The organism is Enterobacter sp. Taxon_8 (assembly GCF_058354585.1).
In genome coordinates, this window is the sequence record NZ_CM177989.1 from 1,979,132 (window position 1) to 1,994,376 (window position 15,245).

The window sequence follows — 15,245 nt, forward strand, 5'->3', positions numbered from 1 at the left end:
TTGGGTTTATAATGGCGGCTCAGTTAGTTTAAGAGTTGTAGACATGAAGCGCAGTAGAACAGAAGTAGGGCGCTGGCGCATGTTGCGACAGGTGAGTCGTCGCAAGGCTCGTTGGCTGGAAGCACAATCCCGCCGCAATATGCGTATTCACGCCATCAGAAAATGTGGATTGACGCGGCACCGCAATGCGTTGCTGTTCGCAGTCCAGGATATCTGAGAAACATGAGGGCACCGTAACTGGTGCCCGCTGATTTTATAGCGTCTGATTTTTTGGGGATAGCGTATTTGCAGCGTTGTTCCTGTTGTGTTTAGCAAAAGGAGGGAGAAGTGTTTGCGGAGTTTGGCGTACTGAATTTCTGGACGTATGTTGTTGGCGCATTTTTTATCGTTCTGGTGCCAGGACCGAATACCCTGTTCGTGCTAAAAACCGGGATCGGTCACGGTGTTAAAAAAGGGTATCTCGCCGCTACGGGCGTATTTATTGGCGATGCGGTGCTGATGTTTCTCGCATGGGCGGGCGTCGCGGCATTAATCCAGACCACGCCGGTACTGTTTAATATCGTGCGCTATCTCGGGGCTTTCTATCTGCTCTGGCTGGGGGGCAAAATGCTCTGGTCAGTGGTAAACCGTCAAAAAAACGCGCATGAGAGCGGCCCCGAACCTGCCAGTATGATCATGAAACGTTCCCTGGTGTTAAGCCTGACCAACCCCAAAGCGATTCTGTTCTACGTATCGTTCTTCGTTCAGTTCATTGACGTGAATGCGAAGAGTACCGGCACTTCTTTCCTGATCCTCGCGACTACGCTGGAGTTGATAAGCTTTATGTACATGAGCTTCCTGATCTTCTCCGGCGCGTTTGTCACGCGTTATCTGAAAACAAAAAAGAAACTGGCAAAGCTGGGGAACGGGCTAATAGGGCTGCTGTTTGTCGGGTTTGCGGCGAGATTAGCGTCGCTGCATTGATGATTTGAAAGGCTCCTGCGGGAGCCTTTTTTATTCTGTTTGACAATCCCTCACCATTTAGTTGTATAGTACAACTAAATGGTGAGGACATAACATGCACAGCGAAACCCCGGTAGTCAGTGTTATTCGACGTTCCTCGCGCCTGATGGTGCGAGAGTTAGGTTTTATGGGGTCTACCCTGGCCTCAACGAATTACTCGCCTTCGGCCGTCCATACTCTGGTCGAAATTGCTCTGCGTAAGGAGATGACGGCGAGTCAGCTGGTGCAACTGCTGGGCCTGGAAAAGTCCAGCGTCAGCCGGATGCTGGCTCGCCTGATTGCCGCGGGCGAACTTGAGGAGGTCATTTCTACTGAGGATGCGAGAGCAAAGAGCCTCAGGCTGACCGCGAAAGGTCACGAGACGGTCAGCAAAATTAATGCCTTCAGCAACGAGCGCGTGGTCACAGCAATAAAGGGTCTTGCTCCAGCGCAGCAGCAGACCATTTCTGAGGGGCTCTCCCTTTATGCCAACGCGCTGCTGGCATGCCGTGAGGGGGGTAACGATATGCAGCCCGACGAGTTGAAGATAGTGCAGGGGTACATCCCCGGCATGATTGGCCGTATTGCGGAGATGCATGGCAGTTATTATTCGCGGGAGCATAACTTTGGTCGCTTCTTCGAGGCCAAAGTGGCTTCAGGGCTGGCCGAGTTCAGTGAAAGACTGGAGAAGCCCTGTAACCAGATTTGGCTGGCAGTACTCAACGACAAAATTGTCGGCTCGGTGGCGATCGATGGCGAGGAATTGGCTCCGGGTGAAGCCCATCTTCGCTGGTTTATTCTTGATGATGGCTGTCGGGGACACGGCGTGGGGAAAAAACTGCTGAATGAAGCGATGCGGTTCTGCGACAGGGCCGGTTTTTCTGCTGTGCACCTCTGGACATTCAATAAGCTGACCGCCGCCCGGCGTCTGTACGAGTCGTTTGGGTTTACGCTGGTAAAGGAGTGGGAAGGCGAGCAGTGGGGGAGCCTGATTACAGAACAGCAGTTTACCCGGTACAGTGACGCGTAATCGCCACCATAAAAAAGGCTCCTTTCGGAGCCGCTTCGGTATCAGAACACTTTTTTATACGGTCTCACCGTCACTTTTGCATACACACCCGCTGCAACGTACGGGTCTGCGTCAGCCCAGGCCTGAGCGGCTTCCTGGGATTCAAATTCAGCAATAACCGTGGAGCCGGCAAAACCGGCAGCACCCGGATCGTTGCTGTCGACTGCGGGCATGGGGCCAGCGGTCAGTAATCGGCCTTCATCCTGGAGCAGCTGCAAACGTGCCAGATGCGCAGGGCGCACAGACTGGCGTTTTTCGAGCGAATCAGCAACATCTTCAGAGTAAATTACGTAAAACACGGCGAAGCTCCTTAACCGGTAAAAGTGTCAGTTACGTTATGTGAAAGGGCAAACGACTGCAATGTAAAATAAAAACAATGTTAATACCCTGATCTGACTGCGCCTTTTTTGGCCTCTCAGGCGCTAAAGTTGCCCCAGAACAAAGTGTCTTATTGAATATGATTGCTATTTGCATTTAAAATCATGGTTCGGTTTTTTAACGTTGATGAATATGACTTCGATGACCCTTGATTTAACTCGCCGCTTTCCCTGGCCGACGCTGCTTTCTGTCGTGATTCACGGTGCTGTTGTGGCGGGTTTGCTGTATACCTCGGTTCATCAGGTTATTGAAATGCCCGCGCCCGCGCAGCCGATTTCGGTGACGATGGTCTCGCCAGCGGACCTCGAACCGCCGCAGGTTGCCCCTCCACCACCACAGCCGGTGGCTGAACCTGAGCCAGAACCCGAGCCCGTTCCGGAGCCACCGAAGGAAGCTCCGGTGGTGATCCACAAGCCTGAACCGAAGCCAAAACCTAAGCCGAAGCCAAAGCCGGTGAAGAAGGTGGAGGAGCGTCCGAAACGTGAGGAACGTCCGGTTGAACCGCGTGCGACCCAGCCGGTTGAAAATACAGCGCCTTCACGTCCGGTGATGAACAATACGGCAACGACATCAAAGCCAACGGTGAGTGCGCCAGCGGGCCCGCGTGCCGTAAGCCGCAACCAGCCTCAGTATCCGGCGCGAGCTCAGGCTTTGCGTATTGAAGGCCGCGTGAGGGTGAAATTTGACGTGACTGCGGATGGCCGAGTGGATAACGTGGAAATCTTGTCCGCTCAGCCTTCTAATATGTTTGAGCGCGAAGTGAAATCTGCAATGCGCAGATGGCGTTATGAGCCAGGCAAGCCGGGCAGCGGATTGATTGTGAATATCGTTTTCCGCCTGAACGGCGGGGCGCAGATGGAATAAAAAAAGCCTCCGAAAGGAGGCTTTTTTTTGCCTGTCGATCAGGCCTGCGGAAGTTGACGAGGTTTACCCTCGCTGTCCACTGCGACATAAATAAACAGGGCCTCAGTGGCCTTATAACGCTGCCCAATCGGCTCAGAAGAGACTTTCTTAACCCACACTTCGATGTTAATTGAAATAGAGGTATTGCCGCGTTTGATGCAGCGCGCATAGCAGCAAACCACATCACCTACCGCAACCGGGCGCAGGAAGGTCATGCCGTCCACTCGCACAGTCACCACGCGCCCGTGGGCGATCTCTTTTGCCAGAATTGCGCCGCCCATATCCATCTGCGACATCAGCCAGCCGCCAAAAATATCGCCATTGGCATTGGTGTCAGCGGGCATTGCCAGTGTGCGTAAAACCAGTTCGCCCTGCGGGGCGTTAGTTGTTGTCATTGTTTTAACTCGTAACGGAAGACTTCAGGCGGGATGCTACTATGATTTTACAGCAGAGAGAATAGACCAGAACGCCTGTCGCTGACGTTCTGGTCAGTCATTAATCAGTGCTTGTCGTCCTGCGGCATGTGGCGATAAATGTATACGCCGCTTAACAGCGTGAAGATAAGGGTCAGTGCGGTCAGGCCGAAGACCTTAAAGTTGACCCAAATATTCTGCGGCAGCCAGAAAGCAATATAGATGTTAGCGAGACCGCAGAGAATAAAGAAGACCGCCCACGCGATATTCAGACGGGACCAGACTTCCTGAGGCAGCGTCAGCTCTTTGCCCAGCATGCGTTGGATCAGCGGTTTTTTCATCACCCACTGGCTGATTAATAATGCGCCCGCAAACAGGGCGTAAATCACGGTCACTTTCCACTTGATAAATTCATCGTTATGGAAGAACAGAGTCAGTCCGCCGAATACGGCGACCAAGACGAAGGTGACCAGCGCCATTTTTTCGACTTTACGGTAGCGAACCCAGCTATAGATCAGGACCACAGCCGTTGCAACGATCAGCGCAGTGGTCGCGGCATAAATATCGTACAGCTTATAAAAAGCAAAAAAGACCACGAGCGGTAAAAAATCAAGAAACTGCTTCATTCTGTGATTCCATCTTCTGAGCGGGGCGGGAGGCAGCGATGCCACCCGCCTCAGGATTACTGACGAATTAACATATACAGGCGGAACAGATAGACCAGCAGCACCGCTGAAATCAGATTGCTCAGCGTATTCGCCACTACCGCGCCAACGTTCGGCGTTAATACCGCAAAATTCGGCGCAAACAACAGCAGGAGCGTTTTGGCGAGCAGCCAGCCGATCACGGCAGGCGCCACCAGACGCATATTAGCCCATGCCAGTCGGATGCTGCTGCGCATCGCGGTAAAAATACCCATCTTATCCTGCACGACCATCACAGGCGCAAACGAGAGCACGATAGCCAGCAGTACGCCCGGCACCACGACCAGCATTATCCCCATCTGCACCAGCAGGGTGGTCAAAAAGATCAGGATAAACAGCTTAGGTAAGACCGGCGCGCTGGCACCAATCGCCCGTAAGGCGCTGACCCGGTGACCCGCCGATACCAGCTGAATCATCAGCAAAACGCCGCCCGCCAGAACTGCATTACCAATCAGGCCCGAGAAGGTGGACGCGGCAGAGGCGCGCAGCAGGATTTGCTGCTGTTCCGGCGTCATGTTTTGCACCAGCTCAAACAACCCCACGCTACCCGCAAGATGGTCGCCCTGGCTCAGGCTGGCAATCTGTTCTTCACTCGGTGAAAACGCATGACCCAGCACCACCGTGATAAAGGCGCAAAGCAACGCGATCAGTAAAAAGGTTATGAACTGATTGCGGAAAAAGTTTCCCGTGTCACGGTAGACAGACTTCGCCGTGATAGACATGCACTCTCCTTGAGTATTGCAGGTGTTAATTAGCCGGCAATTGTACACCGGATGCACCTGCTGTGGCAGCATCAAGGCTTGTATGGAAAAGCATATCTTTGTAAAGCGGCGGTAATCCCACGCGTGCGCGTGCGCGATTGCAGGCTTCGTTGACCTGGCCATCTTCCCCCGACATGGCAAATTCCCGGCACGGGCTGGGGCGATCCTCATAGATGGAACATCGGGTAGAGACCCCAGGCTCACCCTGTAGCGCCACACAGCGAGCCTGCTTTTGGTTCGTGCCGCTCATGCAGCGCAGAAAGGGGGTTAACGGCTCGGTGAGATGAACCGGAACGGTACCGCCGCCATCGCTGGCTTCGGCCCAGTAGAAAGAGACTCGAAAATACGCACAACAGGCTCCGCACGTCATGCACGGGTTGATATCACTCATGGCACACCTGCAAAAGAAGAACGCATCAAATCAATTTGTGAGAGCGATAAATTATCCAGCCGCCAGAGGAAGAGCAAGAGGGGGGAAAGGGAAAATTTTGTAACCGTGAAATGCCAAAAATTGACATGGAAACAACTTATCGCTTTTGAACGCGCCACAAAAAATTAACCCAGATCAATGAATGTTAAGTTACTGGTTTTAATGTGATCTGTGGCAGATCACTTATTACCCTTTTGTGAGTATATTCTCATCCGCGATTAAAACCACAACGATGGAGCGGATATGAAAAAATTAGCGGTGGCAGCCCTTGTATTAAGCAGTCTCTCTGGCGGCGCGTACGCGCATGAAGCAGGCGAATTCTTTATTCGTGCCGGTTCGGCTACGGTTCGCCCAACTGAAGGATCGGATAACGTGCTGGGTATGGGCGGTTTTAACGTCAGTAATAACACCCAGTTAGGGTTAACGTTCACCTATATGGCGACGGAAAACGTTGGTGTTGAGCTTCTTGCTGCAACGCCGTTCCGTCATCGCGTGGGTCTGGGCGCAACCGGTGATATTGCAACGGTTCACCATTTACCGCCAACGCTGATGGCGCAATGGTACTTTGGCGACTCAAGCAACAAGGTGCGCCCTTATATTGGCGCTGGTGTGAACTACACCACCTTCTTTGACGAGAAGTTTAACGATACCGGTAAAGAGGCCGGTCTGACTGACCTTAGCCTGAAAGATTCGTGGGGCATGGCGGGGCAGGTCGGTCTGGATTACCTGATTAACCGCGACTGGTTAATTAACGCCTCCGTCTGGTATATGGATATTGATACGGACGTACGCTTCAAGGCGGGCGGTCAGCAGCAAAGCATCAACACGCGACTGGATCCGTGGGTGTTTATGTTCTCTGCGGGTTATCGTTTCTGATCCCCCGTCAAACTGGCCACAGGGTGGCCAGTTTGCTTTGCTCACTTCAAAACGACGGATAAACCGGCCGCTCATCAAGCTTTACGCAGTGCCTCAGGATCGTTTCCCCATCATATAAATAGCTGAAAGCGTCGCTGGACAGGGAATGGAAGAGAATATCGCCATTGGCAAACGGGATAATTTCGGTATCACCCGCACGTTTATGTCCCGCGCCGGTTTCAAAATGGCCGCGCCACCGTTCCTGGGTATGGTCATAGACGTGCAGAATAACCTCGACAAGTCCTCTTTGCGGACAATCAAGGCGCAGGAAGGTGGAAGAGAAATTCAGGGACAGCGCATGGAAGGGAATCAATAAGGCGAAAACCAGTAAAGCTCGTAAATACATCAAATCGCGAAAACCTCCTTCAAAAGGGAAATGAGATTTTACTTAAGTCAAAAATCGCGTTTTTGCCGTGGATCAAGATGTCTTATAATTCAATACGATAAAGGCCCCTGGTGAGGCCCTTAGCGATCATTTTTGAATCAGATAGCGAATGGTTGGGCCATCCTGCTGGATATCCAGCACCGTATAACCGTGGTTTTTTGCATCCAGCGGTATGTTGTTGATGGACTGCGGGCAGTCGCTCACCACCTCCAGAATTTCCCCTTTCTTTAGCTGCGGTAGCGCTTCAAGCGTAGCCACCGCCGGATATGGACAGGGCTCGCCAACCATATCCAGACGATAATCAGGCACGATCTCTTTCATGCAGCATTCTCCTGCGTTTCTGTTTTAACGCTCGCACGGCGGAAGAAACGTTTCTCCTGTGCGACGACCAGTAAAAAAGCAACCAACAGCAGGGCGTAGGTGACCAGAAGGCCGCCGAGAGGCCCAAAGGTGTTCAGCAGGTTGACCTTGTCCCAACTTGTGGCAAGCGCCGGGGACAAATCGTCCCAGAAGTACGCCAGGACCGTCGAGCCAATCACATTTCCAATACCCACCCACCAGTAGTGCACCTGACCTTCGACGGCACGGTACATCCAGCCGGTTTCACACCCGCCGGCCAGCACGATCCCGAAGCCGAACAGCAGGCCGCCAATGACCGCGTTAGGACCGGCCCACATGATTTTCGGTTCGACGCCCAGTTGAACATAGCTGAAGATGCCGATGGCGCTGACCGCCATCCCGGCGATAATCGCCTTCGCCATCATCGTGCGGCCGGTGATCCACATATCGCGAAACGCGGAGGTGAAGCAGATCTGCGCGCGTTCAATGAGCAGACCAAAACCCACGCCGAACAGCATCGCCAGACCGAGTTTGGGCTGGTTCAGAGCTGTACACAGCGCCCATGCCACCATAGCGAAAAAGACCAGCATTCCGAGACGGAAACGGCGGCGTGCCTGAGAGGGCTTCTGGGTTAACGGAGACGCTGCGCTGACTTTGGTCATTTTCACTGGAATGCGAAACAGCGGCAGCAGGGTAAATTTTGCGCCAAAGTAAGAGCCGATGGCCGTGGCGACGGCAAAGAACCAGGCGTGAAGCGAAAACTGAGGAATCCCCGTAAAGAAAGCGGCCAGGTTACAGCCCATCGCCAGACGGGCGCCAAACCCGGCAATGATACCGCCGACAACTGCCTGAAGAATGCGGATCCGGCTTTTGGGCATACGCAACTTAACGTTGTTTGCCCACAGCGCCGCCGCGAAGCAGCCGCCGAACATGCCGATGATCATCATCCCGTCGATGCGGTTAAGCGGCGTGCCGTCCAGATGGATGAGTTTAAAGTAACCCCACTCTTCGGTATGCACGCCAGCGAGCTGCAGCAATTGACCACCCCAGCGGGTGAACTCGCCGGTCACGGCCCAGAAGGTGCCGGTAATGCCGAAATAGTAGGTAGAGAGAATGCCAGCCGCGATAACAGCCGGAACGGGTGACCAGAACTTAACCAGGTAAGTCTGTTTGAAGGATTGCCATGACATGAATAAGCCTCTGAACTCAGAAGGATTAAAGATAAAAAAGAGTCCAGATCATACGCTTACATAACAGTTTGAAAAGCCATTCACACCGAAAATATCGAAAGGATCAATTTTGACGTAATCCTTTGTTGATGGCGGGGAAGAAAGGGTAACCGTCTGGCAGGGGTGCCAGACGGTGGAGGGGTCAGGCTTTACGCGTCGCCGCCTTCATGGCAGTCACAAACGCTTTCAGCTCGGCCAGCATCTGCTCGGGTTTATCCACGTTCTTCTCGATGATCTTCACAATTGCAGAGCCGGAGATGGCACCCGCAGCCTTCGCGTCAATCGCCGCTGTGACCTGATCCGGAGAAGAGATCCCGAAGCCCTGCAGCGGCGGCGCGGCATGGTACTCGGCCAGCTTTTCCACAAGATGATGCAGCGGCAGGGCGGCTTTATTCTCGGCACCGGTCACGCCTGCGCGGGAGAGCAGGTAGGTGTATCCGCGCCCGTAAGAGGCTATCTGGCGCAGCAGTGTGTCATCCGCGTTCGGCGGGCAGATGAAAATCGGGGCGACGTTGTGACGCATCGCAGCCTGGCGGAACGGCGCGGACTCCTCGACCGGCACGTCGGCGACCAGAACGGAGTCGACGCCTACGCGTGCGCACTCGGCGTAAAACTCATCGATACCGCGGTTGAACACCAGGTTGGCGTACATAAGCAGGCCAATGGGAATGGTCGGATGCTTCTGGCGAATTGCCGCCAGCATCTCAAAGCACTGGGTTGGCGTCACACCAGAGGCAAACGCGCGCAGCGTCGCATTCTGAATGGTTGGGCCATCCGCCAGCGGGTCAGAGAACGGGATCCCCAGCTCCAGCGCGTCGGCACCGGCCTCAATCAGGGTGTCGATAATCTTCAGCGACTGTTCCGGGCCCGGGTCGCCCAGGGTGACGAAGGGAACGAACGCGCCTTCCTGGCGGGATTTCAGTTCTGCAAATACGTTATCGTAGCGTTCCATCAGATTTCCCCTCGTGCTTTCAGAATATCGTGAACGGTGAAGATATCTTTGTCACCGCGTCCGGAAAGGTTTACCACCAGCAGCTGTTCTTTTTCCGGATTGTCTTTCATCATTTTCAGCGCATGGGCCAGAGCGTGTGAAGACTCCAGCGCCGGGATGATCCCTTCGCTGCGGCACAGCGTTTTGAACGCTTCCAGCGCTTCGTCATCGGTAATGGAGACATAGTCCGCGCGACCCGTACTGTTCAGATAGGCGTGCTGCGGCCCGACGGAAGGGAAGTCGAGGCCGGCAGAGATAGAGTAAGACTCTTCAATCTGGCCCTCATCGGTCTGCATCATCGGGGATTTCATGCCGAAGTAGATCCCCACGCGGCCATGCTTCAGCGGCGCGCCGTGTTCACCTGATTCAATGCCGTGACCGGCAGGCTCAACGCCAATCAGACCCACGCTGGTGTCGTCGATAAAGTCTGCGAACATGCCGATGGCGTTTGACCCGCCGCCGACGCAGGCGATCACCGCATCCGGCAGGCGACCCTCTTTTTCAAGGATCTGCGCTTTGGTCTCTTCCCCGATCATGCGCTGGAATTCGCGCACGATGGTCGGGAACGGGTGCGGGCCCGCCGCGGTTCCGAGCATATAGTGCGCGGTTTCATAGCTGCCGGACCAGTCGCGCAGCGCTTCGTTACAGGCATCCTTCAGCGTCGCGGAGCCGCTGTGCACCGGGATCACTTCCGCACCCATCAGGCGCATACGGAAGACGTTCGGAGACTGACGCTCAACGTCTTTCGCCCCCATATAGATGCGGCATTTCAGGCCGAGCAGGGCGCTGGCGAGCGCCGAGGCCACGCCGTGCTGGCCTGCGCCGGTTTCGGCGATGATTTCGGTTTTGCCCATACGCTTCGCAAGCAGCGCCTGGCCCAGCACCTGATTAGTTTTATGCGCGCCGCCGTGCAGCAGGTCTTCACGCTTAAGATACAGCGTGGTTTTCGTGCCTTCCGTCAGGTTGCGGCATTTGGTCAGGGCCGTTGGGCGGCCGGCATAGTTTTTCAGCAGGTCGGTAAATTCAGCCTGAAATGCCGGATCCTTCTGTGCGCTCACAAACGCTTCTTCCAGCTGGCGCAGCGCGGGCATCAGGATTTGCGGGACGTACATCCCGCCGAACTCACCAAAATACGGGTTAAGTAATGTCGTCATCTTCTCTTCCTTAATATGCACGCAGAGTTTTAAAAACCGAGGCCAGCTTGCTGGCATCTTTGATACCCGGTTGGGACTCTACGCCTGAATTGAAATCGAGGCCTGCGCAGCCGGTTTTCGCGGCTTCTACGCAGTTGTCCGGGCTTAATCCGCCCGCCAGCAGGACGTTGTCCAGCTTTTCGCCGTTCAACAGAGACCAGTCAAAACGCTGGCCGCTTCCGCCCTGGCCGTTATCGAGAACGTATTTATCCACGTGGTTCAGGTTACGCGGGGGCAACGTATCGCTAACGCTTTGCGCTTTCCAGATTTGCACCTGCGGCGCCAGCGTGTCGCGCAGGGCATCGACATAGGCCTGATCTTCATCGCCGTGCAGCTGCACCGCGCTCAGGGATAACGCGTCGGCTTTTTCAACCACCTCGGCGATATCCGCATTGCGGAACACGCCAACATAGCTGAGCGGTGCCGCGGCGATGATCTTACGCGCCTGCTCTTCGCTAACCGCGCGAGGAGAGGAATCCACAAAAATCAGCCCGCCATAAATCGCTCCGGCTTCATACGCGGCCTGGGCGTCCTGTTCGCGAGTTAAGCCGCAGACTTTGTTTTCACCCAGCAGCACGCGACGCACTGCCGCATTGAGATCGTCATGTTCCATCATGGCGGAGCCAATCAGGAAACCGTTGGCGAAGTGGCTCAGCTCGCGCACCTGGGCGTAGCTGTTAATGCCGGATTCGCTGATCACCGTGACGCCAGCGCCCAGACGCGGCGCCAGCTGGCGCGTGCGGTTCAGGTCAATAGACAGGTCACGCAGATCGCGGTTGTTAATGCCGACCACTTTGGCTTCCAGCGCAATCGCGCGCTCCAGCTCCTCTTCGTTGCTCACTTCGGTCAGCACGCCCATTTTCAGGCTGTGCGCGACGGCAGAGAGCTGGCGGTACTGCTCGTCGTCAAGCACCGAGAGCATCAGCAGGCAGGCGTCGGCCTGGTAAAAGCGCGCCAGCCAAATCTGATAAGGGTCGATAATAAAGTCTTTGCACAGGATCGGCTGCGGCGCGATGCCGCTGACGATCGGCAGAAAATCGAAGCTGCCCTGAAAATATTTCTCATCCGTCAGCACGGAGATGGCTGAGGCATGATGCTTATAAATACCGGCAATGCGCGCCGGGTCGAAATCGTCACGGATAACGCCTTTGGACGGGGACGCTTTTTTGCACTCAAGAATAAACGCGGTGCGCGCACCCTGCAGGGCGTCATAGAAACGACGGCTGCTAGGGACGACATCGTTCTGAAAACTGGCAAGCGGCTGCTGTTGCTTGCGGGCTTCCACCCAGATGGCCTTATCGGCAACGATTTTCGCTAAAACGGTCTGCATTCTTTACCCTCTTGCCGCAAGTGCGGTAACGCGATCGTAAGCTGCACCGGAGCGCAGTACATCCAGAACTTTTTGAACGTTGGCCTTCAGGTCTTCCTCACCGTGCAAACGCATCAGCATGGCGACGTTGGCGGCAACGGCGGCCTCATGAGCGACCTCTCCCTTACCTTGTAATAAGCGCGTCAGAATGTCACGGTTTTCTTCCGGGGTACCGCCTGCCAGCGCTTCCTGGTGATACGGAGTTAAACCAAAGTCATCGGCTTCGAGCTGGTAGCTCAGGATTTCACCGTCGCGCAGTTCGGCCACCAGCGTCGGCGCATGCAGTGACACTTCGTCCATTCCGCCGCTGTGCACCACGGCGGCACGCTGGTAACCCAGCACGCGCAGCGTCTCGGCAATCGGCAGGACCAGCTCCGGGCTGTAGACACCGATCAGCGCCAGCGGCGGGTGCGCCGGGTTGATCAGCGGGCCGAGCACGTTAAACAGCGTGCGGGTTTTAAGCTGCTGACGAACCGGCATCGCGTGGCGGAAACCGGTGTGATACTTCGGCGCAAACAGGAAGCAGACGCCCAGGTCATCCAGCGCTTCACGGGAACGTTCGGCGTTCATATCGAGATTAATGCCGAATGCGGCGAGCAGATCGGAAGAACCTGACCGGCTGGACACGCTGCGGTTACCGTGCTTCGCGACCTTTAAACCACACGCTGCCGCTACGAAGGCGCTGGCGGTTGAAATATTGATACTGTTGCTGCCATCACCGCCGGTACCGACGATATCGGCAAACTGATAGTCCGGGCGCGGGAACGGGGCGGCATTTTCCAGCAGGGCCGTAGCGGCACCGGCGATCTCCTGCGGGCTTTCGCCGCGGACCTTCATGCTCACCAGCGCGGCCGCCAGCTGTTCCGGCTTCAGCTCACCGCGAACCACGGCGGAGAAGAGCTGGTGGCTCTCCTGCTGGCTCAGGGTCTGCGCCTGGTACAGTTTTTCCAGAATCGGCTGCAGGGTGTTGGTCTGCTCCAGCTTCTGTAACGCCCAGTCGAGCGTCTGTTCCAGCAGGCGAGCACCGTGAGAGGTCAGGATGGATTCCGGATGGAACTGCATCCCGCAGACGCGATCCGCGTCGTGACGCACCGCCATCACCATCCCTTCAAACGAGGCGTTGATCGTCAGCCCGGCGGGAATGTTGCTGCCGACCAGCGAGTGGTAGCGCGCGACCGGGAGCGGATTCGGCAGCCCGGCAAACATTGCCTGGCCGTCATGTTCAATGCTGGACGCTTTACCGTGCAGGATCTCTCCCGCCTGGCCAACGTAGCCGCCGTAGGCTTCAACAATCGCCTGATGGCCGAGGCAGATGCCGATAATCGGCAGCTTGCCGCGCATACGGGTCAGCAGCTCCGGCATACAGCCCGCTTCGCTCGGTGCGCCAGGCCCAGGAGAGAGCATCAGCACCGGGTTTTGCATGGTTGCCAGACGGTCAATCAAAGTCTGGGCCGGCACGTGGTTGCGATAGATAACGACGTTATGGCCATTCGCACGCAGCTGATCTGCCAGGTTGTAGGTAAAGGAATCGATATTATCGAGCAGCAGAATGTCAGCCATTAGAAAATCTCCTGTGCATGGTGTGCGGTAGCAATGGCGCGAAGGACCGCTCGGGCTTTACTGCGCGTTTCGTCAGCTTCAGACTGCGGAACGGAATCAAGAACAATCCCGGCTCCCGCCTGGACGGTGGCAATGCCGTCTTCTACATAGGCGGAGCGGATCACGATGCAGGTATCGAGGTCGCCGTGGGCGGTGAAGTAACCCACCGCGCCGCCGTAGCTGCCGCGACGACGCCCTTCGGCGGCGGCAATCAGCTGCATGGCGCGCACTTTCGGCGCGCCGCTCAGGGTGCCCATATTCATGCAGGCGCGGTAGGCGTGCAGGACGTCGAGGTCGTGGCGCAGCTCACCGACCACGCGGGAAACCAGGTGCATCACGAACGAATAGCGGTCAACTTTGGTCAGGTCCGCCACGTAGCGGCTGCCCGGGGTGCAAATGCGTGCCAGGTCGTTACGCGCCAGGTCAACCAGCATAAGATGCTCGGAGAGCTCTTTGTGGTCGGTACGCATTTCCAGCTCGATGCGGCTGTCGAGATCGCGATCCAGCGAGCCATCGGCGCGTCGTCCGCGCGGACGGGTTCCGGCGATCGGGTAAATTTCAATCTGGCGGCTGGTGGCGTCGTACTTCAGCGAGCTTTCCGGCGAGGCGCCGAACAGCGTGAATTCGTTGTCCTGCATAAAGAACATGTACGGGCTCGGGTTGCTCTTTTTCAGCACGTCGTAGGCTGCCAGCGGAGACGGGCAGGGCAGCGAGAAGCGGCGGGACGGTACAACCTGGAAAATTTCCCCGGCGCGAATCGCTTTTTGCATCTGGCGAACCACGGCGCCGTACTGATCGTCGGTCTGGTTCACATCGCAGGTCATTTTTTCCACTCGCTGCACCGGAAGCGCAGGCGGCGCTTCCGTCATCTGCTGCTGAAGCTGCGCGATGCGATGCTCAAGACGGTTTTTCTCAGCGGTCGAAGGCGTGAACAGGCTGGCCTGAATGCGGGTGTATTGTTTCTGATGGTCGATCACCAGCAGGGTTTCGGCCAGATAGAAACAATAGTCCGGGCAGCGATTGCCCTGCTCGGTTTCCGGTAAATCTTCAAAGCCAGCGACCAGATCGTAGGCAAACAGCCCGCCAAAGAACATCGCTTCACGCTCATCGTGTGGAACGGTGACCAGGTTCTGCAGCAGGCGGAAGGCATCAAAGACGGAAAGGGAGCACAGGCGCGCGTCTTCATCCAGCAGCTGGCTAACCGGCGGGAAATGCAGAATACGCATTTCTGGATGACGTTCGTTTTCAATGCCTGACGGCAGGGCGGCATCCAGCAGCGGCAGCAGCGATGCGCCATTGTCTGACAAAGCCTTAATTGTGACAGTGTCACCTAGAGCGGTAATGCGCAACGCGCTGTCGACCAGCAGCAGGCTCTTGAGATCGTCCTTGCTGTCGATGTCCGCAGATTCCAGCAGCAGCGTTGCCGGGCGTGCCCCGCACACCTGATGAAACAGCGCGGTCGGGTTGTGGCGGTAGGCCGCCTCGCAGGTCAGCAGTTCGAGATGAGGTTTGGCTGTTTGCATTATATTGTTCTCATTTTCTGTTCAAAAAAAAGCCCGCTTGGAAGCGGGCTGGGTATCTGTTTG

At 55.9% G+C, this 15,245-nt stretch carries 19 protein-coding genes and 1 other annotated feature (1 of these 20 cut by a window edge); of the genes, 7 read left to right on the top strand and 12 right to left on the bottom strand.

Annotated elements, in window-relative coordinates:
* The first annotated feature begins 43 nt into the window (after positions 1 to 43).
* From AC4IBF_RS09345 to AC4IBF_RS09355, 3 genes are all read left to right on the top strand, one after another.
* On the top strand, positions 44 to 217 hold the full coding sequence (locus AC4IBF_RS09345; protein WP_086379783.1) for a YciY family protein: 174 nt from the start codon (positions 44 to 46) through the stop codon (positions 215 to 217).
* Positions 218 to 327: 110 nt separating this feature from the next.
* A complete protein-coding gene (gene leuE, locus AC4IBF_RS09350) occupies positions 328 to 963 on the top strand; it encodes a leucine efflux protein LeuE (RefSeq protein ID WP_045404924.1) in 636 nt (211 codons plus the stop codon).
* Positions 964 to 1,057: 94 nt separating this feature from the next.
* Complete coding sequence (locus AC4IBF_RS09355) at positions 1,058 to 2,011, top strand: bifunctional helix-turn-helix transcriptional regulator/GNAT family N-acetyltransferase (protein WP_136194984.1); 954 nt, start codon at positions 1,058 to 1,060, stop codon at positions 2,009 to 2,011.
* 41 nt (positions 2,012 to 2,052) lie between these two features.
* On the opposite strand, the gene AC4IBF_RS09360 is transcribed toward AC4IBF_RS09355, so the two are convergent.
* Complete coding sequence (locus AC4IBF_RS09360) at positions 2,053 to 2,349, bottom strand: YciI family protein (protein ID WP_023327637.1); 297 nt, start codon at positions 2,347 to 2,349, stop codon at positions 2,053 to 2,055.
* A 220-nt stretch (positions 2,350 to 2,569) separates the two neighbouring features.
* On the opposite strand from AC4IBF_RS09360, the gene tonB reads away from it, so the two are divergent.
* Complete coding sequence (gene tonB, locus AC4IBF_RS09365; protein ID WP_491463269.1) at positions 2,570 to 3,292, top strand: TonB system transport protein TonB; 723 nt, start codon at positions 2,570 to 2,572, stop codon at positions 3,290 to 3,292.
* A gap of 38 nt (positions 3,293 to 3,330) precedes the next feature.
* Here tonB and yciA read toward each other — a convergent pair whose 3' ends face one another.
* The 4 genes from yciA to AC4IBF_RS09385 all read right to left on the bottom strand — a co-directional run bounded on the left by yciA (position 3,331) and on the right by AC4IBF_RS09385 (position 5,600).
* On the bottom strand, positions 3,331 to 3,726 hold the full coding sequence (yciA, locus tag AC4IBF_RS09370) for an acyl-CoA thioester hydrolase YciA (protein WP_133294585.1): 396 nt from the start codon (positions 3,724 to 3,726) through the stop codon (positions 3,331 to 3,333).
* 104 nt (positions 3,727 to 3,830) lie between these two features.
* Positions 3,831 to 4,370, bottom strand: coding sequence for a septation protein A (locus AC4IBF_RS09375; protein WP_025756566.1), 540 nt, complete (start codon positions 4,368 to 4,370; stop codon positions 3,831 to 3,833).
* Positions 4,371 to 4,426: 56 nt separating this feature from the next.
* Positions 4,427 to 5,170, bottom strand: coding sequence for a YciC family protein (locus tag AC4IBF_RS09380; protein ID WP_033145752.1), 744 nt, complete (start codon positions 5,168 to 5,170; stop codon positions 4,427 to 4,429).
* Positions 5,171 to 5,195: 25 nt separating this feature from the next.
* Positions 5,196 to 5,600: a YkgJ family cysteine cluster protein gene (locus AC4IBF_RS09385; protein WP_021240310.1), complete on the bottom strand. Its 405-nt coding sequence runs from the start codon at positions 5,598 to 5,600 to the stop codon at positions 5,196 to 5,198.
* Between AC4IBF_RS09385 and AC4IBF_RS09390 the strand changes: the two genes are divergently transcribed.
* The 3 genes from AC4IBF_RS09390 to AC4IBF_RS09400 all read left to right on the top strand — a co-directional run bounded on the left by AC4IBF_RS09390 (position 5,493) and on the right by AC4IBF_RS09400 (position 6,870).
* Positions 5,493 to 5,768: a hypothetical protein gene (locus tag AC4IBF_RS09390; protein WP_168707998.1), complete on the top strand. Its 276-nt coding sequence runs from the start codon at positions 5,493 to 5,495 to the stop codon at positions 5,766 to 5,768. The two genes, AC4IBF_RS09385 and AC4IBF_RS09390, sit on opposite strands and share 108 nt — an antisense overlap.
* Positions 5,769 to 5,882: 114 nt before the next feature.
* Positions 5,883 to 6,515, top strand: a complete 633-nt coding sequence (gene ompW, locus AC4IBF_RS09395; protein ID WP_133294584.1) for an outer membrane protein OmpW — start codon at positions 5,883 to 5,885, stop codon at positions 6,513 to 6,515.
* Between the two features lie 145 nt (positions 6,516 to 6,660).
* Complete coding sequence (locus tag AC4IBF_RS09400; RefSeq protein ID WP_158285465.1) at positions 6,661 to 6,870, top strand: hypothetical protein; 210 nt, start codon at positions 6,661 to 6,663, stop codon at positions 6,868 to 6,870.
* A 156-nt stretch (positions 6,871 to 7,026) separates the two neighbouring features.
* Here the strand turns inward: AC4IBF_RS09400 and yedF are convergent, their stop codons facing one another.
* The 7 genes from yedF to AC4IBF_RS09435 form a co-directional block, all read right to left on the bottom strand.
* The gene (yedF, locus tag AC4IBF_RS09405; protein ID WP_003856774.1) at positions 7,027 to 7,260 is read right to left on the bottom strand and encodes a sulfurtransferase-like selenium metabolism protein YedF; all 234 of its coding nucleotides are present in this window, start codon (positions 7,258 to 7,260) and stop codon (positions 7,027 to 7,029) included.
* On the bottom strand, positions 7,257 to 8,468 hold the full coding sequence (gene yedE / locus AC4IBF_RS09410; RefSeq protein ID WP_491463270.1) for a selenium metabolism membrane protein YedE/FdhT: 1,212 nt from the start codon (positions 8,466 to 8,468) through the stop codon (positions 7,257 to 7,259). Before yedE ends, yedF begins: the two co-directional genes overlap by 4 nt.
* Positions 8,469 to 8,649: 181 nt before the next feature.
* Positions 8,650 to 9,459 (bottom strand): tryptophan synthase subunit alpha, encoded by an 810-nt coding sequence (gene trpA, locus AC4IBF_RS09415; protein ID WP_045334893.1) that lies wholly within the window; start codon positions 9,457 to 9,459, stop codon positions 8,650 to 8,652.
* On the bottom strand, positions 9,459 to 10,652 hold the full coding sequence (gene trpB, locus AC4IBF_RS09420; RefSeq protein ID WP_024907111.1) for a tryptophan synthase subunit beta: 1,194 nt from the start codon (positions 10,650 to 10,652) through the stop codon (positions 9,459 to 9,461). The genes trpA and trpB overlap by 1 nt, the downstream gene beginning before the upstream one ends.
* A gap of 10 nt (positions 10,653 to 10,662) precedes the next feature.
* A complete protein-coding gene (gene trpCF, locus AC4IBF_RS09425; protein ID WP_143345214.1) occupies positions 10,663 to 12,021 on the bottom strand; it encodes a bifunctional indole-3-glycerol-phosphate synthase TrpC/phosphoribosylanthranilate isomerase TrpF in 1,359 nt (452 codons plus the stop codon).
* Between the two features lie 3 nt (positions 12,022 to 12,024).
* Positions 12,025 to 13,620: a bifunctional anthranilate synthase glutamate amidotransferase component TrpG/anthranilate phosphoribosyltransferase TrpD gene (gene trpD / locus AC4IBF_RS09430; RefSeq protein WP_111965943.1), complete on the bottom strand. Its 1,596-nt coding sequence runs from the start codon at positions 13,618 to 13,620 to the stop codon at positions 12,025 to 12,027.
* On the bottom strand, positions 13,620 to 15,182 hold the full coding sequence (locus AC4IBF_RS09435) for an anthranilate synthase component 1 (RefSeq protein WP_136194979.1): 1,563 nt from the start codon (positions 15,180 to 15,182) through the stop codon (positions 13,620 to 13,622). Before AC4IBF_RS09435 ends, trpD begins: the two co-directional genes overlap by 1 nt.
* Before the next feature lie 23 nt (positions 15,183 to 15,205).
* Positions 15,206 to 15,245: a sequence feature (Trp leader region), on the bottom strand; it runs 55 nt beyond the window's last position.